This window comes from Candidatus Nitrohelix vancouverensis (assembly GCA_015698305.1).
In the GTDB taxonomy this organism is placed as follows: domain Bacteria; phylum Nitrospinota; class Nitrospinia; order Nitrospinales; family VA-1; genus Nitrohelix; species Nitrohelix vancouverensis.
Genome location: CP048620.1, coordinates 1,408,936 through 1,428,669, shown reverse-complemented (window position 1 = coordinate 1,428,669; position 19,734 = coordinate 1,408,936). Strand labels below are relative to the sequence as shown.

Here is a 19,734-nt window from a genome sequence, read left to right as displayed (position 1 = left end):
TGAAGCCCTGTCGAGGCGCAAGCCGTCTCGGGGTTTATTTTGATGGAAAAGAAACAATAATGGGGGCGCGGATCTGCTTCGGAAAGAGGAAGCGGGTTACTACCCTGCAAGAACCAGGTTCTGCAGCGTAAGAGCTTTCGTGGGACGCCGCTTGGAAGGAACTCTACAGCCGATATTTAGGAACTACGAGGATTCGGCCGGCGCTCAGTGCATGTGGGGGATTTGGAAGGGGTAAAACCTAATGCATCCCACAGGCCGTTCGATTCCAAACCGTAAGCTTTAGGACACACCATCTAACCACCCACGAAAACCCTCTTTATAGTAACCCGCCATTGGAGAGTTTGACTTTTCGAATTTTTTGAAGAAGAGGAATTGTTCTCCTTATTCCGTATTTTTATGCTCAGTGGTAAGAATACACTAATTCCTTTATCTTGTATAATGGATGTGAAAATACCACTACATATAGTAGCTGTCAACAATTAAAAGTACAGCGTCTGTGCTTTTTAAATAAAACGCATATTTTCAATATTTTACAAACCCAATTAAATGTACGGGAATGGCGCCCCACAACATGCTGTATTCTGCGCTTGACAAAGAATCTATATGAAGTAGTTCTCAGTGTTTTTCCGAGCCAGGAACAGGACTCCTCCCTAAAGCATTAATATTCCGATTAATAGAACAATTTTACTGATTTCGGAATTTCTTTCCATCGCGGGGTAATTCGTCAAAATACATTTTCTTCAGCTCAAAACGCAGGCCTGGTTCGGACTCGACTTTCGCAAGCATTCGCTCGGGCAAGTCCGACTTTGCCAATAGAAGCGTCTCCACCATTTCTCCATTGGCGCCCCAGAGGGCGATACGCGCCGCTGGCTTTTCAAACAGGGCATCCTCTGCCTTTGTCTCCGATACTGATTCAAACTCCATGGTTTTGAGCGTCCACAACACTTCGTTGCCAAGGAAGGCTTTGATATTCGAAAGGACTTCGGGTTGTTTCAAGTTCCATTCATCTCCGCTTCTCTCCATTTCAAACGCGCTGTCGGGATATTCGATCTGAATGCGACTCACCTTATCGGTTTCAAAATGTACGATTTTCTTATCGCGCAGGCTGTATAGCGATCGAAATAATTTTTCCACCCAGTCCTTCGAAAGCGTGAAGACGGCGTCTTCGCCTTCGCGTTGAGCATAGAAAGCGCCCTGCCCATCGGCCCTCCCCAACGCCAGCGACCATTCTTTATTTTCTATTTGGACTTTCAAACGTTTCTCTGGAGCGTTCAACCCGTACAAGGCGGGATCGTTTTCCAGCGTTTGCAAAAATTCATGAACCCGCGCTTCTCGCAAATCGGCGAGCAAGCTGTTGAGCGTGGTGGGATCAGCGCCGGATTGAATCGGGGATTCAATGCGCCAGGGCGATTTGTTCTCTGCGTCTCTGGATAAAAGAATGGCGTCGTCTCCGCTCTGAATCTCAATGCGCGAAGTGGTTTCGATTTTGCCGCGAAACAATGTTTTATCCAGAAAGCTGGCGGCGTGGCGCGTCATCCGCCCTGCGTCGGCCTGCGAGATCCTAAACACGCGATCCGCATCGCTGGTTCTTGCGTGGCGTCCGCTCGCGCCGTCTTCTTTGCCGAGGTCAAAATACAAGGGCGTTCCGTCTTTTCCGGCCCGCAAGGCCAAACGCAAATAGGGAGTCTTCAATCCGTAAGCTTGTAAATCGCTCGGAGCTTCCTCGACAAAGGACTTGATCTTCAGGAAGCGGACATGGTTCAAATAATTTTGAACTTCTCCGGGATCCGCCTTCAGGGTCGCTTCCTGTTTCAGCAACCAGTCTTCGCCCTGTTTGACGAGATTGACGACCTCGCCTTCGCGTTCGAGGGTCACGGCGGTGATGGAATCCACTTCAAATCTCAGCGGCGTCTTGTCGCGCAAATCAAACGCTGTTTTGGCCAGCTCCTCTCTTCCCACACGCGCGAGATAAACCTGCGGCGTCCCGGTTGACAGATACAGGCCGTTATTCATCGGCGCGTCGTCGCCAACTCGTAAAACCAGAGCGTCTGCATCGCTCCGCTCCAATTCAATGGTGAGCGAAGGCGCATCGAGACCGAATGCGGAAAGATCGTCTGCCGCCTCTTCGACAATGCGGGAATATTTTATCGCGTCCAAACGCGACAGAAAACCGCGTATCGCATCGGAATCCGCCAGAGTCTTTACAGGCGCGTCCATCGTCCAGTCATCTTTCTGGCGGGACACCTCAAGCGTCTGATCTTTATGTTTGAGGCGAATGCCTTGAATTTTGGCGGGGTCGAAGGGAAGGACTTTCGAAGCCTGCTCCATCGCCTCGAAACGTTTCGTCTCCGCAGGCAATTCCATGAAAAAATAATATCCCGCAAGAGCCGCCAGACCACAGGCCAGTATGAGAGTCGATTTAAATTTCATCCGACCTCACAAGCGGCGTCGTTTCCACCAGGACGCAATCCCTGCGGCAACGACGCAACCGGGGAAAAGAATCACTCCAAAAACAAACAGGACATTGCCTTCGGAGCGGGTCAATTGAAGCGGATTGTTTTTACGTTCACGCGGTCGAATCGATATCAGACGTTGTTCTTCCGCCAGATAGGAAGCCGCGTTGAGAAAAAAATCTCCATTGCCGGAAAAGTTAAAATAATTGTTCCCGGCGAAATCAGAATCGCCCACAACCGCAAGACGCGCCTGAGGAATATTCTCAGACTCCGCACTTGCAGATGATGCGTCCGTCGCATCCTCCGTCGCTGGCGCGAGGTCTTTCGTCACGGCGACCATCACCGGCACCGGGCCTTTGATATCCGCATCCGCGTCGTAACGCGCCTTGCCCGCGCGCACGTCCGTCTCCGCCCAACTGTTCGCGCCGGTCAGTAAAATTTCCTCAGAGCGCAAGCCTTCTTGTTCCACCGCCGTCACGGAGCGCAGTAAGGGGAAAATTGTCGGCAAGCTGAAATTTTTCGTGATGTCGTGCGGCACGTAAGTGTTGACTACCGGAGCCGCCGAATCGCCGCCGAACAAATTGGAAATGGGATCGACGACGAGATCGTTTTGCACTTTCACGCCCCAACGCAGAAGAAAATCCTCCAGCCCCGTCGGCAGTTGCGGGTCCAGCAAAACAAAAACCGCGCCGCCGCCTTCGAGGTAGGCGTCGAGGGCCTTGATCTCCGCTTCCTGAAAGGGTCGTTTTGGCCCCGGAATAACGATTAAATTTGCATCGTCCGGCGCCGAGGGCGCAGTCATGAAGGAAAACTCTTTGACCTGGTATCCATCCTTTTCCAAACTGGCCTTGATCGTGGAGTATCCTTCAGGCCCCGGATCGTCCAGCCTTTTCTCGTCGTGACCGGAAAGAAAATAAAGCGTTTTCTGCTGATCGCTGGTCACCTTGATCAGAGCGTTGGTCAGATTCTCTTCCGTAGGATTCTGCACCCGCGCTTCTTTTCCGCCGCTCTCCAGCACAATCGTGCCATAAGAGGTCACGCCATAGCGTTTGGTGGCGCCGGGGTTTTTGTCCGGGTCCACATAGTCCAGACTGAGTTTCTCGCTCAGTTCCAGATAGCCGTCGCCGAGACTTTTGAACTGATTTTTCTCAGGCGATTCCGTTTGAAAAAATGCCGTCATTTTGACGTCGCGCGGCAAACTCGACGCCACCTTTTCCGTCTGCTCTGAGAGCGTGAAAAACCCGCCCTCGGTCAAATCAATGCGGCTCTTATGACGCAACGAGATCAGATTGACAAACACCAGGATTCCCACAACGATCGCGACCAGAGCGAAGGAGTTCATGCCATGCGTCGCCGAGCGCGATTTGAGCGCGCCCAAAACAATGCGCCTCTCGGCGATGAGGAAATACAAGGCCGCCACAGCGCATCCGCCCAACAGCGAATAAATCCACACGACTTTATCCGGCGCGATCCAGTTCAGGAAGGAAGCGCTCAATCCCATGAAGAGCGCGCTCCATGCGGCGATGATTGAAATCAGCGACATCGCATTATCTCCATCGGTTCGACTCCAGCAATCGGTAGGTCATGAACAAACCGAAAAAAATGAACGACGCAAAATACACCAGATCACTGGTGTCCAGAATTCCCTTCACCATCGAATCCATATGATTGACGATGGACAAATAGTTCAACACCTCGCCCGCCCCGCTCCCAACCGCCTGAGCCGCCCAACCGATGATCCACATGAACAGCGCCAGACCAAAACTGATGATCGCGGCGATGATCTGGTTGTCGGTGAGGGACGAAGCGAAGAGACCCATCGCCACATAACAGGCCGACATCAGAAGCACGCCGCAATAGCCCGTCAGGATCGGCCCGATCTCCGGCTTGCCAACAATAAATAAAAATCCAGTCGAGAATGAAGAGAGAAGAATCATCATGGCGACGATTCCCATGCAGGCGAGGAATTTTCCAAGCACGATTTCCGTCAAGCTCACGGGAGAAGACAGCAACAGGGCCAGGGTCTTGTTCTTCCTCTCTTCCGCGAAACTGCGCATGGTGATGACGGGTATCATCAACAGAAGAATGACTGCCATGTTGTGGAACGACGGTTCCACGACCATCTCGTTGAGATTGAGAGTCGCGCCCGGCCCGCGCATTTGCATGACCTGAACGCTCTGAAAACTGAAGAAACTGAGAATATTGAAGAATATAAAACCGTACAAGAACAGAAACACCGCGGTCGCCACATAAAAAATGGGCGAGGTGAAGAACGAAGCCGCATCGCGCCTTGCAATGCTCCAGGCCGCTTTCATTGCGCCGCCTCCTTTTCTTCCAGAGTGAGCTTGAGAAAAATATCCTCAAGCGACATGGACTCGGCTCGCAACTCAACGATGCCCAGCGAATGATCGAGGCAAAAACGCGCGATGGCGTCTTGCAGATCGGAATTCAATTCGCAATCCAGACGCAATTCATTAGAGCCGTCCTGCAACAGCGCCAGAGCGCCAGGCAGGCGTTTCAGGGATTCGATCATCTCTTCCGTGAAATGCTTGCGCACCTTGAGAAACAAACGTTCGCTTTTTCGCAGGGACGAGGTCAGACCTTCCAGCGAATCGACGGCGGCGATTTCTCCTTCGTTCAGAATGATCACTCGTTTGCAAATCTGCGTGATCTCCGGGAGTATGTGCGAGCTGAGAATGATGGTGTGCGACGCCGCGAGTTCCTGAATCAGTTTGCGAATCTCGATGATCTGAATCGGATCCAGCCCGATGGTCGGCTCGTCAAGGATCAGGATATCAGGATCGTGGATCAGGGCCTGTGCCAGCCCCACGCGCTGTTGAAAGCCCTTCGACAAGCGGCCGATGATGCGGCCTGATACGGAATTCAAAGAACATTTGCTCAACGCGCGCTCCACCGAGGCGCGAATGTTTTTACCGGGAACCTGACGCAAGCGCGCGGCGAACTCCAGATAACGAGTCACCGTCATGTCCTGATAGAGCGGCGGATTTTCCGGAAGGTAACCGATGAGCTTGCGCACCGCCATCGATTCTTCCACAATGTCGTGTCCGCAAATTCGCGCGCTTCCAGAACTTGCCGGGAAAATTCCGGTCAGTATATTCATGGTCGTGGACTTGCCCGCGCCGTTCGGCCCGAGAAAACCCACCACCTCGTCGCGTTCAACCCGAAAACTCAGATTGTTGATCGCGCGTCGCGGCCCATAATATTTAGTGAGATTTTCAATCTCAATCATGTCGAAAAATGTATCGCAGAAAACGAAGGGTTTGTGATGACAACAGACGGCAACGAAGAAATAAACATTGGAGATGAAATAAAACGATGTTCTATTTGTGGCAAGGTTACAATAAAAAAAAGTTTTGTTTCAATTAATTTTTTTTAATTCATTTCGCGAAAAATCTCACACGTTGAACAATCCCCACAACCAGGTTCCATAAAATGCAAGGAACAAGGCCGCGTAACTAGCCAGGCCGCGCGCGACTATCTTTCCTTCACGACTGACGGACCTGAATAGAAAAACAAAGACGCTACTCACCCAGCCCCAGAAGCCCAGTTCAACCGCAAATGAGCCGATGCTGGAAGGCGGCTTCTCCTGCCGCAGGCGCTTTAAAATTTCTTCTTTATCGAGAGCAGACGTTTCGTTTGTCGAGGGAAACATGAGAGAAGCGATTTTCAGATTACAGCGTTCGATCCAGTCTTCGCCATGTGTTCCCAGACTGCGCGTGGAATAAAATCCGGCGCGTAAGATGCGATAAGCCGCCAGCGCCCGATCCATCTTCTGCTCCGCTTCATACAAGGTCGCAATATCCCAGATGCCCTGAGCCGATCGCTCTTGAAAACCAGAACCCGGCAAGCGCCAGCGCAGGGCGCGATCAAAATGCGATAACGCCGATTCCGTGTCGCCCTTGGCAAGGAACGATTCCGCCGCGCTCAACTCCGCATCGGCATTGACGAACACTTTGCCCGTGAGCGAAATAAAAATTACTATAATTGAAAAAAAGACGACGACAATCAGGCGTGAGGGTTTCATTCAATATTCAAACGTCGACCCTTCAATTGGGCGGAACGATAGATAGTGAAGATGATTTTGAGAGCTTGCAAAGCGTCTTTCCCGCTGGACAGGCTGGGTTTGCCGTTACGGACGCATTGTATCATATCCTTTGCCGCGCCCACGAAAGGGCTTTGATAACGCGCCGGCTCGGGAAAAGGAACCGCTTCCAGTTCGTGAAAGCCCGTGAAGCGCCGACTGCGCTTCGTCACAAACAATTGCCGACCCGCGTTGCCGATCAGCAAACGACCTTCCGTTCCCTGGATGTCCAGTTCAAAATTAAAATACTTTCTCTCGCCGCCGCCTTCGACAAAGCCGATCGCTCCGCTTTTGAAGCCCAGCATTCCCGCCGCCGTCTCTTCAATAAAACGCTTTCCATGCGAACGCCGTTCGACCCCCGACGCCCAGTCCACCGGACCGCCGAGGTAAAGAAGCAGATCGATCAAATGCGTGCCGTCGTGAAACAACGGACCGCCGCCATGATCTTTTATGGGCGCTTTGGGAGGTCGCCAACTCAAGGCATTGCCCGTAATGGTTTTCACTTCTCCGATTTTTCCTTTTTGAATCAATTTTCGCGCCTGCAGGTAATGCGGATCCCAGCGTCTTTCGTGGTTGATAACCAAAGGGATTTTCTTCCGTGCGCAAAGCGCCACCATTCGCGCGCCCTCTTTCGGGTCCAGTGCGATCGGTTTCTCGCAGAAAATCCCGGCCACTCCCGCGCGAGCCGCCGCCATCACCATCGGCGCGTGCAAACGCGTCCAGGAGGCGATGCACACGATGTCCAGTCGCTCCTGCGCTAACATTTCTTCATAACTCCGGTACAGATTGTCGACGCCCCAGCGCTGGCCGAAACGACGCAAGCGGTCCGCGTCGATATCCGTTCCCGCCTGAATTTTGACCTGTCGCAACGAAGCAAAAGCGCCTGCATGCGTACAGGGTTTGCCGCGAAGCGGGTCCTCTTCGAGCAAACTTCCAATCCTTCCACAGCCCATCAAACCAATTTTGAGCAATCCCATAAAACCCCTGTATTTCCGATATTTATTTTCGCGCGCTTGACAAAGCGCCAAATAAGGCAAATGACTTACAAAAGCATGATATTTCTAACCTAAAAAGTTGCATCAATAGTTTAACATTTAATACCGCTCTATGTTTCTCTTACAATTTATTAGGAAATCAGATATAATTGACGCATAAAAAAAGTAATACAGAAGCGTGGTCTTTGATAATCACTCAGGAAATTTAAGTGATACCACTATGAAAAATGACCAAAAAAAAATTCTCGTCGTCGACGATGAACCTGCAAATATAGACCTTCTTGTAAGAACGCTCAAGGAAGACGACTACACCGTCATTGCCGCGACAGATGGCGAGAAAGCGCTCGAACTCGTAAAAAAAACAAAACCCAACCTGATTCTTCTGGATGTCATATTACCGCAAATGGATGGATACGAGGTCTGTAAAACTCTGAAAACCAGCCCCGATTCCAACGACATCCCTATTATATTCACCACCAGCCTGAATGACCCTGAAAATATAAAAAAGGGTTTTTCAATGGGCTGTGATGAGTACATTTCGAAGCCCTTCAGTTCTGTGGAAGTACGCAATCGGGTCCGAACTCACCTCAGCCTGAGAGACAATATCTCTCGCGTTCGCCTTCTCTATTCCGAAATTAAAACCGATCTTTCCAAAGCGAAAGTGCTGATCGTTGACGATATCGCGACCAACATCGATATCGTCAAGGAAATACTGAGACAGGAGAAAGTCGACATCCTCGCCGCGCCCAGCGCAACCATCGCCCAAAAGCTGGTGGAACGCACGCTACCGGATCTGATACTGCTCGATATCATGATGCCGGGTCTCAACGGTTTCGAATTTTGCGAATGGCTGAAACAACGACCCGAGACTCAAAACATTCCGGTTATTTTTATTTCAGCGCTCAATTCACCCGAATATATCGCGCGCGGTTTTTCGCTGGGTTGCGTTGATTACATTGCAAAACCATTTCATGATAAGGAAGTGCTGTCCAGAGTTCACTCCCATCTCGTCATTCGTAAACTTCACAAACAAATGGACGAATGGAACAGACAGTTGGAAAAGTCGAAAGCCGAACTCGAAGGGCTTGTGTCAGAACGCACCCAGCACCTGGAGCAGGCGATTGAAACCGCAAACAGAGCCAGCCAGACCAAGTCTGAATTCCTGGCGAAAATGAGTCATGAATTGAGAACCCCCATGAACGCGGTCCTCGGCTTCACCCAGGTTTTGGAAATGGAGTCGGAGACGCTATCGGAATCGCAACAAGTGACCGTCCAACACATTCATGATGCGGCGGATCATTTATTAAAACTGATCGACGATGTTCTGGATTTTGGCAAAATGGAATCTGGACAGATTCCAATGGTCATTCAAAAAATAGATGTGAAGGAAACTATCAATGAAAGCATCATTCCAATGATCCTTCCTTCCGCTGAAAAAAAGAAGCTACGTATTGAAAACAGACTGGAGAAGATGGAAGGCGCCTGCTGGGTGAAATGCGACAGAAACCGTTTGATTCAAATTCTCATCAACCTGGCGACCAATGGAGTGAAATACAACAAGGATGGCGGCGATCTGATTTTTGATTATGAAGCGACCGATGACGGGAGGGCAACTATCACCGTCACAGATTGCGGCCCCGGAATTCCCCAGGATAAGATTGAAACGATCTTCCACCCTTTCTACAGACTGCCAGAAAACAACGTTGCGATTCCAGGAGTGGGGATCGGCCTTGCGATCGTCAAGCGCTTTCTCGAACTGATGGGCGGCGATATTCAGGTGACCAGTGAAAAGGATAAAGGTTCTACCTTCAGCATCACCCTGCCCATCGAATAATTTCAATCTGCCGAAACGCGAAAATCGGGGACTCGAACGAGTCCCCGTTAATGAAGATCCTACCGGCTTGTATCGCCTCCGCGCCAGTAGAGGAAAGTTTGCGACCTCCAGTCGCGTTGACTTTCCAGCATATCGGTCAGTTTCTCAGTTCCTCGCTTTTTTTGGGTGCAGTCAGGAAGCGGTTCTTCCATCTGCCAGCGGGCCATCCTGTGTCTGTAGAACAACGCTCGTATCCGTTTCATCAACGAAAGACATGCCTTGCTCCGTCCATCCTCCCGCCCAATGAGGATCCAGAGAGCTGAAGTCCGACTCGACATGAGCGCCTTTGGCCGCAAAACCCAGTGAAAAAGCTTTTGGGAAAATCGTTAACATGGTCTTCTCCTTATATATGGTATTGGCGGGAGACTTCTATTCTCGCGCCTTTATTTAAAAGTTATTGCAGTAAGGTCAGCACCGACTGCGGAATCAAATTGGCCTGTCCAATCATCGCCGATCCCGCTTGCACGAGAATCTGATTCCTTGTCAATTGAGCCACCTCATCCGCCAGATCCGCATCGCGAATCGTGGAAACTGCCGACGTCAAATTCTCAATGGAAGAATTCAGATTATTGAGAGAGTGCGACAAGCGATTCGTCACCGCGCCCACGCGTCCGCGTACTTCAATCAAGCTGTCGATCGCATTGCTCAACGCGCCAAGCGCCGTCAACGCCGCCGCGCCGGAAGATATCGAGTCATCGTCGATTCCCAGAGACGCCGCAGTCACCGCAGTGAGATCAATTTCCTGATTCAAATTGAATCGGCTTGCATCGTTGGAATCCAGGCCGACCTGCAAAATCAATTCGCTCGGATTACCCGCCGCCAGCGAACCATCAACCAGCTTACGGCCATTGAATTCCGTCGTATTGGCGATTCGATCCAGCTCGGATCGCAAGGCCCGAAACTCCAGATTCAATGTTTCGCGTTCCGTTTGACCGATCGTTCCCGTGGCCGCCTGAGACGCCAGCTCCCGCAATCGAATGAGAATGGAAGACTGTTCGCCAAGCGCGCCTTCTGCCGCGTTGACCAACGCCAGACCATCGTTCACATTCCGGGCGCCTTGTTTTAAAGTTCTAACATCAGAGTTCAATCTCTCTGAGATGGACAAACCTGCCCCATCATCCGAACTGTTGGTGATGCGCTGTCCCGAAGCAATACGGGATATCGACCCACCCAGCTTGAGACGACTGCTCTCTAATGATTTTTGAGCATTCAATGAAGATAAATTTGTAAATATTCTAAGAGCCATTCTCTTTTCCTCCCTGAAAAGTAATTAACCGAATTTTCAATCGATCAACCATTAGCTTCCCTGCCAATGTTCGGTTGCAATCAATTTGCATGAAATCAATCACGAATCTTTTCATGTGGGATTACTGGAGAAGCTGGAGTACCGACTGGGGAATCAGATTAGCCTGACCCACCATGGCGGTCGCCGCTTGCACCAGGATTTGGTTTCGAGTTAACAAAGCCACTTCTTCAGCGATGTCCGCATCGCGGATCGCCGATTCTGCGGCTGAGAGATTTTCCACGGTGATCGACAAGTTGCCGATCGTTCTCACCAAGCGGTTTTGCACCGCGCCCACTTTACCGCGACCCTGCGTTACCAGAGAGATCGCCGTGTTCATGGTATCCAACGCCGTCAAAGCCGCCGCCGCCGTCGTGACCGACAAGGCGTCGATGCCCAGACCCGTTTGCGTGATGGACGTCAGGTTCACCTCCGTATTCAAATTGATTCGGCTGTTGACCGTCGCGTCGATGCCCACCTGAATGAGAATCTGACTGCTCGAACCCACGCCGGATGCAAGCGAACCGTCAACCAGTTTCTGACCGTTGAATTCAGTGGTGTTGGCGATACGGTCGATTTCGCTTCGGAGCGCGTTGAACTCCAACTGAATCGTTTGACGCTCCGTGGAACCGACCGTTCCTGTGGCCGCCTGGGATGCAAGCTCCCTGAGCCGGATGAGAATTCCGGATTGTTCATTCAAGGCGCCCTCTGTCACGTTGATGAGGGAAATACCGTCGTTGGCGTTTCGTACCGCCTGACGCAACGCTCGAATGTCGGACCGCAACGCTTCTGAAATAGCCAAACCTGCCGCGTCGTCGGCGCCCCGATTGATCCGGATACCTGAGGAAATTCTTTCGACCGATTGAGACAAACGGTCGTTGTTGATGCCCAAAATTCTCTGAGCATTCAACGAGGGTATGTTGTTAAAAATTCTAATGGGCATTTTTCCTTATCCTCCTTGATAAATGGAATTGACTGTGAGCCCTGTTCAGCATCCTTGCTGAACGCGTTCATACAACTAACTGTCTGTAATCTTAGAAAACGACCTCCGTTGGAACTGCATTCATGGCCTGCGCCATGCGACCGGGATTCTTATCCTCAAAATCCTTCGGTTGAATGTCGTATCGGGAAATCAAAAAAATTCCTTTACTCTTTTTTTGCAAATTAACAAAAAAACATAAAGAATTCTTCAGGCAGATGAGAAGGAATGGGCTTGAATTATGCGGAGAGCGTTGAAAAGGTTGGGACAAATAAAAAAAGCGCCCCTCGCGAGGCGCTTTTTCTTAAACCGTTTGATTTACTGAAAGACCCAAATGAAAATTCTGTCAGGCCTCGATATCAAAATGGCGTTCTCTAAAATCTGCAATTCGCTTGGCTAATTGCAAATGGTCTTCATCGGGAATTTGCTTGATCGTTTCTCCCGAGTCCTCATCCACCACTTTAACCACCACCTGACGAGTTTCTTCCGACACCAGGTAATCCAAGGAATGGCTCGACACCTTCGAAGCGGAGTCCACCGCTTTGGGCGGCGCTTCTTCGGTCTCCAAGCGATTCTTTTTCACGACGTCGACCGCCTCGTTTTTACTGATCTCCTTCGAAGGCGCGACGTTCAACCTGGCTTTGGGCCTTACTTTTGCCGGATCCAAATGTATGTCGATAGACATGATAAGCCCCTTTAAAAAGATGCCTGCATCATTCAACTAATGTCGATCCGGTTCCGGGCCTGATTCTCAAGACCCGGAACCAGAATCAGACGATTAGCCGAGCAACTGCAGTACGGATTGTGGAATCAAGTTCGCTTGACCCACCATTGCAGTAGATGCCTGCACCAGAATCTGGTTTCGCGTCAACAAGGCGATTTCTTCCGCGATGTCAGCGTCTCGAATCGAAGATTCTGCAGAGGACAAGTTCTCTACCGTTACGCCCAGGTTGGCGATGGAACGCACCAATCGGTTTTGCACCGCACCCACTTTACCGCGGCCCTGCGTGACCGTGGTCAATGCCGTGTTGATGGTGTCCAGAGCGGTCAGCGCCCCTGCCGCAGTACTCACCACCAACGAATCAATGCTCAGGCCCGTTTGAGTGATCGACTGCAAATCAATCTGTTGATTGAGATTGATTCGACTGTTCGAGTTGCTGTCCAGACCGATCTGAATAAAAATCTGACTGTTGGCCGTAACTGTTGATGCAAGAGCCCCATCCACCAGCTTCTGACCGTTAAACTCAGTGGTATTCGCGATACGATCGATTTCGTTTCGGAGCGCGTTGAACTCCAATTGAATCGTCTGTCGTTCCGTGGAACCAACCGTACCGGTTGCGGCTTGCGACGCCAATTCACGAAGACGGATGAGAATACCCGCCTGCTCGTTGAGCGCGCCTTCCGTTGTATTGATGAGGGAAATACCGTCGTTGGCGTTTCGGACAGCCTGTCGAAGAGCGCGGATGTCGGATCGTAATCCTTCCGAAATCGCAAGGCCTGCCGCATCGTCGGCGCCGCGGTTGATGCGGATACCGGATGAGATACGTTCTACAGATGCCGCCAAACGGTCGTTGTTGATGCCCAAAAATCTCTGGGCGTTGAGCGAAGCAATATTATTGAAGATACGAACTGGCATTTTAAATCCTCCATGATTTGATGGGTTCGGGTTATTGTTCCGGCCTCCAAGCCAGAACCAAAGCCTCCAAGCTTTTAACCCTTCAGCGAAGAATCCATTTCTTCGCTGTTAGACTGATTACTGCGATTGGCCCTCCTGTGCTGTTTTTTAAATAAAATTAAAAGACAATCGTGCTTAATGAGGCGTATCGGAAGCGGATCAATTTTCTTTAGCGACAAACTTGAAAAAAGTTTTCGCAGGGGGAGACGCTATTGAAGTCAATGAGGAAGGAATATTGCTGAACGCGCTTTCAAACAAAGCGCTTATCGCTTATTACAGGAAGATTAAGAAGGGGGAATTAAAAGATAGATAAAATATTTTGAGTCGACAAATTGCTTTGACTGACCATGGCCGTTGCCGCCTGGGTCAGCATTTGATTGCGCGTCAACAAGGCAATCTCTTCCGCGATGTCGGCGTCGCGTATGGTCGACTCCGCCGCCGAAATATTTTCCACAGACACATGCAGGTTGGATAAGGTGCGACCCAGACGGTTTTGGAGCGCCCCAACCTGTCCGCGCGTTTGCGAGATGGATTGAAGCGCTGATTCCACCGCCGCCAGCGCCGTCAACGCAGATTCGGCGTTCGCAACAGAAACGGTCGAAATGCCAAGATTAGCGCTATCGTTATTTTCTAAATCAAGTTCCGTGTTCAGGTTGATCCGGTTATCGTCCGTTGCGCCAATTCCCACCTGGATCGAAATATTCAAACCGGAAGACGCCGACAAATTACCGTTCAACAGGGATATCCCGTTAAATTGAGCCGCCCCGGCAATGCGGTCAATTTCATTGCGTTGCTGGGAAAACTCGATTTCAAGAGTGCGACGTTCCGCAGAACCGATCGCGCCATTGGCGGCTTGCGCCGCCAGTTCACGCAGACGTATCAAGATAGTTCCCTGAACCGCAAGAGCGGCTTCTGCGGTTCTTATCATGGAGATACCGTCTTCGGTGTTTCTTCCCGCTTGCCTCAAGGCGCCAATGTCCGAACGCAGTCGATCTGAAAGAACCACGCCGCCAATATCGTCCGCCGCGCTTTCTATCCGAGAGCCTTGTGAAATGGCTCGAATTGACTTCGCGGTGCGCGATTCATTCAAGCCCAGATTTCTCTGGGCATTGATCGATGAAATATTTGTAAAGACTCGAACTGGCATATTCCCCTCGTTTCTTGAACGACGCTGTCAGGCGCCTGGCATTATTATGCGAGCAGTTGCAATACCGATTGCGGGATCAGATTGGCCTGTCCCACCATCGCTGTCGACGCTTGCACCAGAATCTGGTTTCGAGTCAACAAGGCCACCTCTTCAGCGATGTCTGCGTCTCGAATTGAAGATTCCGCCGCCGTGAGGTTTTCAATGGTAACGCCCAGACTGGCAATGGATCGAGACAAACGGTTCTGCACGGCGCCCACCTTACCTCGGTTCTGCGTGACTGTGGTGATCGCGGTGTTGATCGAATTCAATGCCGTCAGAGCCGCGGCGGCAGTTGATACTGCAAGCGTATCGATGCTGAGACTGGTTTGCGAGACCGCGGCCAGATCGATCTGTTGATTCAGATTGATGCGGCTGTTCGCGCTGTTGTCCAGACCCACCTGAATCAGAATGTGGTTTGCAGAGCTGACCGTGGACGCAAGCGAGCCGTCGACCAGACCCTGTCCGTTGAACTCTGTCGTTACCGCAATACGATCCAATTCATTGCGGAGCTGGTTGAACTCAAGTTGAATGGTCGCGCGCTCCGTCGATCCTACGGTACCGGTCGACGCCTGGGAGGCCAGCTCGCGAAGACGAATCAGGATACTGCCCTGCTCGTTGAGCGCGCCTTCCGTTACGTTGATGAGCGAGATTCCGTCGTTCGCGTTTCGCACCGCTTGCCTCAGCGCGCGGATGTCGGATCGCAGTCCTTCCGAAATTGCAAGGCCCGCCGCATCGTCGGCGCCGCGGTTGATGCGGATACCGGATGAGATGCGTTCTACCGACTGGGATAAACGATCGTTGTTGATACCCAGCAGACGCTGGGCGTTAAGCGAGGGTATGTTGTTAAAAATACGTACAGGCATCTCCTAATCCTCCACCAAAGAGTTAGAAACTATTATTTACTTTTAATTCGTTACTGCGCCCCTGTCGGTTTTGCTTTTAGCGGCTTCCGACAACTCCGCTTGCCAGTTCTTGCGCCTGGCTTATAGCTGTTCAGGCCATTTTCTATCCTGTTGCAAATCGTTTTTAAAAGTTCAATCTTGCGGGGGTGCAACCCCCCTTAATTGACAGTAACGGAGGAAAATCTTTAAACTTGAGCGAAATAAAAAAAATTCTTACTTTTCTTTTCGCCAGTCTTTTTGTGGGATCGTTGCATTGATCTGCAACAGGTCGGGGCGAGATTCGAGAAGGGAAAGGATCGATTCAACGCTCTGCGCATACAGGGGGCTTGTGGTCAATTCGGCGCACAATCGATCCTGAAACTGCAAATCTTCTTCGGTGTCGACGGTCAAACGGCATTCTTTATGAGCGAGGTATTGCGGCGCCGGCATCCAGTTCAAATGAAAGCGCTCAGGCCGCTCTATGATGAAGGGGGCGACATGTTCTTTATGGTAGGGTTCGAAACTTTCGCGGGCGGCGGCTTTCAGAGCGTCCAGCTTGATGATTTCCAATCCGCTTCCCAAAGGAACCGGATCGGCTGACGCGCTGAAGTCGGCGCCCGTCGCCAGATGACTTTCAATCAAGCGCTCCGCCAATTCAAGATCCACCCAGGGACAATCGCCGCAAATGCGCGCAATATGGGTAAGACTCAGCGCATCGCCCGCCATCACATAGCGTTCCAGCACGTCGTCTTCCGGCCCCTGAATGATGCGCACGCCGGTAGCGCTCACCGCATCCACCAGAGCTTGCTCCGATTGCAAATCGGGAATCGCCAGCGCGACGAGGTCCAGACCGGGAATCAGTTGAATCCTTCGAACGATATGTTCTATCATGGGTCGCCCGGCAAAGGGATACAACGATTTCCCCGGTCGCCTTGTCGACCCCATTCTTGCCTGGATAACGGCGCCGATTTTATTGTTTTCTTTATTCACGAATTCACTCAACGCTGACTTTCAATGGCTAAAACCTTACCATTAATCCAACCCAAAAAATTGAAAAAAGGCGATTGCATCGGCGTCATCGCGCCCGCGGGCGTCACTAAAGAAGAGGAATTGACCAAGGGACTGGCGGTCTTGAAGCGGATGGGTTTCAAACTGGCGCTGGGCGAACATCTGAGCAAACGCAAACGCACCATGGCTGGAGAAGATCATGAACGCGCTTTCGACCTCATGACCATGTTCTCCAACCCGGAGATCAAGGGCATCGTCTGTGCGCGCGGCGGTTACGGTTCCAATCGAATCCTGCCCCTGCTCACCTCGCGAGTGATCCGGGAAAACCCGAAAGTGTTTGTCGGTTCCAGCGACATCACCGCCCTGCATATTTTTCTGAATCAGAAATGCTCGCTGGTCAGTTTTCACGGTCCCATGGCGGCGGGCAGTTTTGGCAGAGACGCCATGAAAAAATCCAAAAAACAATTCGCGCAAATGCTCATGGGCGATCGCAAGGCATTGAAGCTGGCATCGCGACAAACTCAAACCCTGGTTCCCGGACAAGCGGAAGGGGAACTCGCCGGAGGCTGTTTGTCCCTGCTCATACGTTCTCTAAGAACGCCCTACGAAATCCAGACGCAAAATAAAATTCTGTTCATTGAAGACGTCGGCGAGCCTTACTACAAACTGGACGCCATGCTCTGCCAACTCAAGCAGGCGGGAAAATTCAAAAAAATTAAAGGCGTCGTTCTCGGCGAGATGATCCGTTGCAAACCCTCTTATAAAGGCGACGGACCGCTTGAAGATATTTTCAGAGAAGCCTTCGCAGAATATTCCATCCCCGTTCTATACAACGCGCCGATCGGACACGGCGATGAAATGTGGACCGTTCCCTTTGGCGTACGAGCAACGCTGGACGCGACAAAGCGGACTCTCGACATCGAGTCCTGCGGCGTTTCCTGATTTCTTCATTAGCGATTTGAACAGCGTTCAGGCGGGGCGAACCAGAATGCCTTTAGAGAAAAGGTAGTTCTTGGTTTCGGCGATGGTGAATTCCTTGAAGTGAAAAATCGAAGCCGCCAGCATCGCGTCGGCTTTTCCTTCCTGAAAACCTTCATACAAATGTTCCAACGTTCCGGCGCCACCTGAGGCGATGACGGGAATCTCCAGCAATTCGGAAACGGCGCGATTGAGAGGCAGATCGTATCCCGACTTGGTGCCGTCGCGATCCATGCTGGTCAGCAGGATTTCGCCCGCTCCGAAGGTCTGCATTTGTTTGGTCCATTTGACGGCGTCGATGCCGGTAGGTTTTCTTCCGCCGTGCGTGAACACCTGCCAGGCCGGTTCCGGCTCGCTTCCCGTCAACAATAAATCCGGATAGCGCTCTTTCCAGTCGATAGGCTCTTCCGGGGGAGCTTCGTTCTCCTTGACCTGTCGCGCATCGACGGCGACGACGATGCATTGACTGCCAAAGCGCAACGCCGCTTGTTGAACAAAATCCGGATCGTGCACGGCGGCGGTGTTGATCGCGACCTTGTCCGCTCCGGAGTTCAACAAATTGCGAATGTCGTCGAGAGTGCGCACGCCGCCGCCAACGGTCAGCGGCATGAAAACTTTCTCCGCCGTTTTTTTCACCACATCCAGAATAATGCCGCGTTTCTCGTGCGACGCGGTGATGTCCAGAAACACCAACTCGTCGGCGCCCTCGCGCTCGTAAGCCTCGGCGATGGCGACGGGGTCCCCGGCGTCCACCAGATTCACAAAGTTGACGCCCTTGACGACGCGCCCGTCCTTGACATCGAGACAGGGGATGATGCGTTTAGCCAGCATGATTTTTATTTCTCCCGAAGTTCGTACACGGCGACCTCATCCCTGCTCCTGATTGGCCAGGCGATTGGCGTCCTGATAGGTGAGAGTATTGTCGTACAGCGCCTTGCCAACGATCACGCCGATCACGCCCTCGCCTTCCAGCTTGAGCAAATCTTCGATATCCTTGAGCGAGCCTACGCCGCCGGAGGCGATCACCGGAGCTTTTACGGCGCCCGCGAAGGCGCGGATGCTTTCCAGATTAGGGCCTTCGAGCATGCCGTCGCGGCTGATGTCGGTGAATATGAAACGGTCCACGCCCTTGGCCTTGAGTTCGGTCGCCAGGTCCGCCGCCGAACGTTCCGACACCTCCACCCATCCCTTCACAGCAACCATGCCATTTTTGGCGTCGATGCCCACAGTGATGCGTCCCGGAAATTCTTTACAGGCCTGTTCCACAAAGGCCGGGTCTTTTTGCGCGATGGTTCCCAAAATCACCTGATACACTCCGGCCTTGAGATAGGATTCGATGGCGGCGAGAGTTCGAATGCCGCCGCCCACCTGAATATCTGCCGAGCTGTGATACACAATATTTTTAATGGATTCCGCGTTCGCCGGTTCTCCGTCGAACGCGCCGTCCAGATCGACCACATGGATCAGGCTCGCGCCTTCTTCATCCCAACGTTCCGCCATCGCGACGGGATCGTCCGAGTACACGGTTTCCCGGTCGGCCTTCCCCTGCACAAGGCGCACGCATCGGCCTCCTTTAATATCAACTGCGGGAATGATCTTCATTATCTCCTCGAAAGTGGATTCCAGATAGCGGATCATACCAAAATCAAGCCTCAGGACCAAAATTCATTTCTTCGCCTCAAAATATCGCCGTCAACCGCTCCCGGCGAATCTTTTGACCCTCTGTACAATTCGGTATATATTTTTCAAGCTACTTTAGGCATTCATAAATTTCTAACCCTTGCATCCAAACATGAAACAAATCGCCACCACTCTGGACGGAGTCTTGCTCATCGAACCTCGCATCTTCAAAGACAGCCGAGGCCACCTCTACGAAAGTTTTTCGAAACGCAAATACGAGGCGCTGGGAATCATGGATGATTTCGTTCAGGACAATCATTCTTACTCACGCAAAAACGTCTTGCGCGGCCTGCACTTCCAGATCGACAAACCGCAGGCCAAGCTGGTGCGCGTTGTGCGCGGCGAAGTGTTCGACGTTGCGGTGGATATTCGAAAAGATTCGCCCAACTTTGGCAAATGGTTCGGCGCCCGAATTTCTGCTGAGAATCAACTGCAAATGTACATCCCCAAAGATTTCGCGCATGGATTCTGCGTGCTCAGCGAGGAAGCCGAATTTTTATACAAATGCTCGGATTACTATTCCCCAGGCGGCGAGGGCGGGATTGTGTGGAACGACCCGGAGATCGGGATTGACTGGCCGATTGAAAACCCGGTCCTGTCTGAAAAGGATCTGGAATTTCCGCTGTTGAAAGATTTGTAAAA

General features: G+C 51.5%; 19 protein-coding genes. 3 read left to right on the top strand and 16 right to left on the bottom strand.

The window, feature by feature from the left end; all coding sequences use genetic code 11:
• Window positions 1-684 precede the first annotated feature (684 nt).
• The 6 genes from G3M78_06755 to G3M78_06730 form a co-directional block, all read right to left on the bottom strand.
• Window positions 685-2,430, bottom strand: a complete 1,746-nt coding sequence (locus G3M78_06755; protein ID QPJ65103.1) for a DUF4340 domain-containing protein — start codon at window positions 2,428-2,430, stop codon at window positions 685-687.
• 6 nt (window positions 2,431-2,436) lie between these two features.
• The gene (locus tag G3M78_06750; protein ID QPJ65102.1) at window positions 2,437-3,996 is read right to left on the bottom strand and encodes a GldG family protein; all 1,560 of its coding nucleotides are present in this window, start codon (window positions 3,994-3,996) and stop codon (window positions 2,437-2,439) included.
• Window positions 3,997-4,000: 4 nt separating this feature from the next.
• The gene (locus tag G3M78_06745; GenBank protein ID QPJ65101.1) at window positions 4,001-4,768 is read right to left on the bottom strand and encodes an ABC transporter permease subunit; all 768 of its coding nucleotides are present in this window, start codon (window positions 4,766-4,768) and stop codon (window positions 4,001-4,003) included.
• Window positions 4,765-5,703, bottom strand: coding sequence for an ATP-binding cassette domain-containing protein (locus G3M78_06740; protein ID QPJ65100.1), 939 nt, complete (start codon window positions 5,701-5,703; stop codon window positions 4,765-4,767). Before G3M78_06740 ends, G3M78_06745 begins: the two co-directional genes overlap by 4 nt.
• Window positions 5,704-5,868: 165 nt before the next feature.
• Window positions 5,869-6,498: a hypothetical protein gene (locus G3M78_06735; GenBank protein ID QPJ65099.1), complete on the bottom strand. Its 630-nt coding sequence runs from the start codon at window positions 6,496-6,498 to the stop codon at window positions 5,869-5,871.
• Window positions 6,495-7,532 carry a Gfo/Idh/MocA family oxidoreductase gene (locus G3M78_06730; GenBank protein ID QPJ65098.1) on the bottom strand — a complete coding sequence of 346 codons (1,038 nt, stop codon included), beginning with the start codon at window positions 7,530-7,532 and terminating at the stop codon, window positions 6,495-6,497. The genes G3M78_06735 and G3M78_06730 overlap by 4 nt, the downstream gene beginning before the upstream one ends.
• Before the next feature lie 238 nt (window positions 7,533-7,770).
• Here G3M78_06730 and G3M78_06725 point away from each other — a divergent pair, with 238 nt between their 5' ends.
• Entirely contained in the window at window positions 7,771-9,384 is a 1,614-nt protein-coding gene (locus tag G3M78_06725; protein ID QPJ65097.1) for a response regulator, read from the top strand.
• 171 nt (window positions 9,385-9,555) lie between these two features.
• Here G3M78_06725 and G3M78_06720 read toward each other — a convergent pair whose 3' ends face one another.
• From G3M78_06720 to G3M78_06685, 8 genes are all read right to left on the bottom strand, one after another.
• Complete coding sequence (locus G3M78_06720; protein ID QPJ65096.1) at window positions 9,556-9,756, bottom strand: hypothetical protein; 201 nt, start codon at window positions 9,754-9,756, stop codon at window positions 9,556-9,558.
• A gap of 61 nt (window positions 9,757-9,817) precedes the next feature.
• Entirely contained in the window at window positions 9,818-10,669 is an 852-nt protein-coding gene (locus G3M78_06715; protein QPJ65095.1) for a flagellin FliC, read from the bottom strand.
• Between the two features lie 121 nt (window positions 10,670-10,790).
• Window positions 10,791-11,648: a flagellin FliC gene (locus tag G3M78_06710; protein ID QPJ65094.1), complete on the bottom strand. Its 858-nt coding sequence runs from the start codon at window positions 11,646-11,648 to the stop codon at window positions 10,791-10,793.
• 382 nt (window positions 11,649-12,030) lie between these two features.
• Window positions 12,031-12,369 carry a flagellar protein FlaG gene (locus tag G3M78_06705; protein ID QPJ65093.1) on the bottom strand — a complete coding sequence of 113 codons (339 nt, stop codon included), beginning with the start codon at window positions 12,367-12,369 and terminating at the stop codon, window positions 12,031-12,033.
• Between the two features lie 93 nt (window positions 12,370-12,462).
• Entirely contained in the window at window positions 12,463-13,320 is an 858-nt protein-coding gene (locus tag G3M78_06700; protein ID QPJ65092.1) for a flagellin FliC, read from the bottom strand.
• A 337-nt stretch (window positions 13,321-13,657) separates the two neighbouring features.
• A complete protein-coding gene (locus tag G3M78_06695) occupies window positions 13,658-14,506 on the bottom strand; it encodes a flagellin FliC (protein ID QPJ65091.1) in 849 nt (282 codons plus the stop codon).
• Between the two features lie 44 nt (window positions 14,507-14,550).
• A complete protein-coding gene (locus G3M78_06690; GenBank protein ID QPJ65090.1) occupies window positions 14,551-15,408 on the bottom strand; it encodes a flagellin FliC in 858 nt (285 codons plus the stop codon).
• A 252-nt stretch (window positions 15,409-15,660) separates the two neighbouring features.
• On the bottom strand, window positions 15,661-16,416 hold the full coding sequence (locus G3M78_06685; GenBank protein ID QPJ65089.1) for an NTP transferase domain-containing protein: 756 nt from the start codon (window positions 16,414-16,416) through the stop codon (window positions 15,661-15,663).
• A 24-nt stretch (window positions 16,417-16,440) separates the two neighbouring features.
• Between G3M78_06685 and G3M78_06680 the strand changes: the two genes are divergently transcribed.
• Window positions 16,441-17,376, top strand: coding sequence for an LD-carboxypeptidase (locus tag G3M78_06680; GenBank protein ID QPJ65088.1), 936 nt, complete (start codon window positions 16,441-16,443; stop codon window positions 17,374-17,376).
• Between the two features lie 27 nt (window positions 17,377-17,403).
• Here the strand turns inward: G3M78_06680 and hisF are convergent, their stop codons facing one another.
• Both hisF and hisA read right to left on the bottom strand, forming a co-directional pair.
• On the bottom strand, window positions 17,404-18,243 hold the full coding sequence (gene hisF, locus G3M78_06675; GenBank protein QPJ65087.1) for an imidazole glycerol phosphate synthase subunit HisF: 840 nt from the start codon (window positions 18,241-18,243) through the stop codon (window positions 17,404-17,406).
• A gap of 36 nt (window positions 18,244-18,279) precedes the next feature.
• Window positions 18,280-19,014 (bottom strand): 1-(5-phosphoribosyl)-5-[(5-phosphoribosylamino)methylideneamino]imidazole-4-carboxamide isomerase, encoded by a 735-nt coding sequence (gene hisA / locus G3M78_06670; GenBank protein ID QPJ65086.1) that lies wholly within the window; start codon window positions 19,012-19,014, stop codon window positions 18,280-18,282.
• Window positions 19,015-19,204: 190 nt separating this feature from the next.
• Here hisA and rfbC point away from each other — a divergent pair, with 190 nt between their 5' ends.
• Window positions 19,205-19,732, top strand: a complete 528-nt coding sequence (gene rfbC / locus G3M78_06665; GenBank protein ID QPJ65085.1) for a dTDP-4-dehydrorhamnose 3,5-epimerase — start codon at window positions 19,205-19,207, stop codon at window positions 19,730-19,732.
• Window positions 19,733-19,734 lie beyond the last annotated feature (2 nt).

Coding starts and splice junctions, on each gene's coding strand:
- G3M78_06755 (QPJ65103.1), bottom strand. CDS start 2,430: ATGAAATTTAAATCGACTCTCATACTGGCCTGTGGTCTGGCGGCTCTT.
- G3M78_06750 (QPJ65102.1), bottom strand. CDS start 3,996: ATGTCGCTGATTTCAATCATCGCCGCATGGAGCGCGCTCTTCATGGGA.
- G3M78_06745 (QPJ65101.1), bottom strand. CDS start 4,768: ATGAAAGCGGCCTGGAGCATTGCAAGGCGCGATGCGGCTTCGTTCTTC.
- G3M78_06740 (QPJ65100.1), bottom strand. CDS start 5,703: ATGATTGAGATTGAAAATCTCACTAAATATTATGGGCCGCGACGCGCG.
- G3M78_06735 (QPJ65099.1), bottom strand. CDS start 6,498: ATGAAACCCTCACGCCTGATTGTCGTCGTCTTTTTTTCAATTATAGTA.
- G3M78_06730 (QPJ65098.1), bottom strand. CDS start 7,532: ATGGGATTGCTCAAAATTGGTTTGATGGGCTGTGGAAGGATTGGAAGT.
- G3M78_06725 (QPJ65097.1), top strand. CDS start 7,771: ATGAAAAATGACCAAAAAAAAATTCTCGTCGTCGACGATGAACCTGCA.
- G3M78_06720 (QPJ65096.1), bottom strand. CDS start 9,756: ATGTTAACGATTTTCCCAAAAGCTTTTTCACTGGGTTTTGCGGCCAAA.
- G3M78_06715 (QPJ65095.1), bottom strand. CDS start 10,669: ATGGCTCTTAGAATATTTACAAATTTATCTTCATTGAATGCTCAAAAA.
- G3M78_06710 (QPJ65094.1), bottom strand. CDS start 11,648: ATGCCCATTAGAATTTTTAACAACATACCCTCGTTGAATGCTCAGAGA.
- G3M78_06705 (QPJ65093.1), bottom strand. CDS start 12,369: ATGTCTATCGACATACATTTGGATCCGGCAAAAGTAAGGCCCAAAGCC.
- G3M78_06700 (QPJ65092.1), bottom strand. CDS start 13,320: ATGCCAGTTCGTATCTTCAATAATATTGCTTCGCTCAACGCCCAGAGA.
- G3M78_06695 (QPJ65091.1), bottom strand. CDS start 14,506: ATGCCAGTTCGAGTCTTTACAAATATTTCATCGATCAATGCCCAGAGA.
- G3M78_06690 (QPJ65090.1), bottom strand. CDS start 15,408: ATGCCTGTACGTATTTTTAACAACATACCCTCGCTTAACGCCCAGCGT.
- G3M78_06680 (QPJ65088.1), top strand. CDS start 16,441: ATGGCTAAAACCTTACCATTAATCCAACCCAAAAAATTGAAAAAAGGC.
- hisF (QPJ65087.1), bottom strand. CDS start 18,243: ATGCTGGCTAAACGCATCATCCCCTGTCTCGATGTCAAGGACGGGCGC.
- hisA (QPJ65086.1), bottom strand. CDS start 19,014: ATGAAGATCATTCCCGCAGTTGATATTAAAGGAGGCCGATGCGTGCGC.
- rfbC (QPJ65085.1), top strand. CDS start 19,205: ATGAAACAAATCGCCACCACTCTGGACGGAGTCTTGCTCATCGAACCT.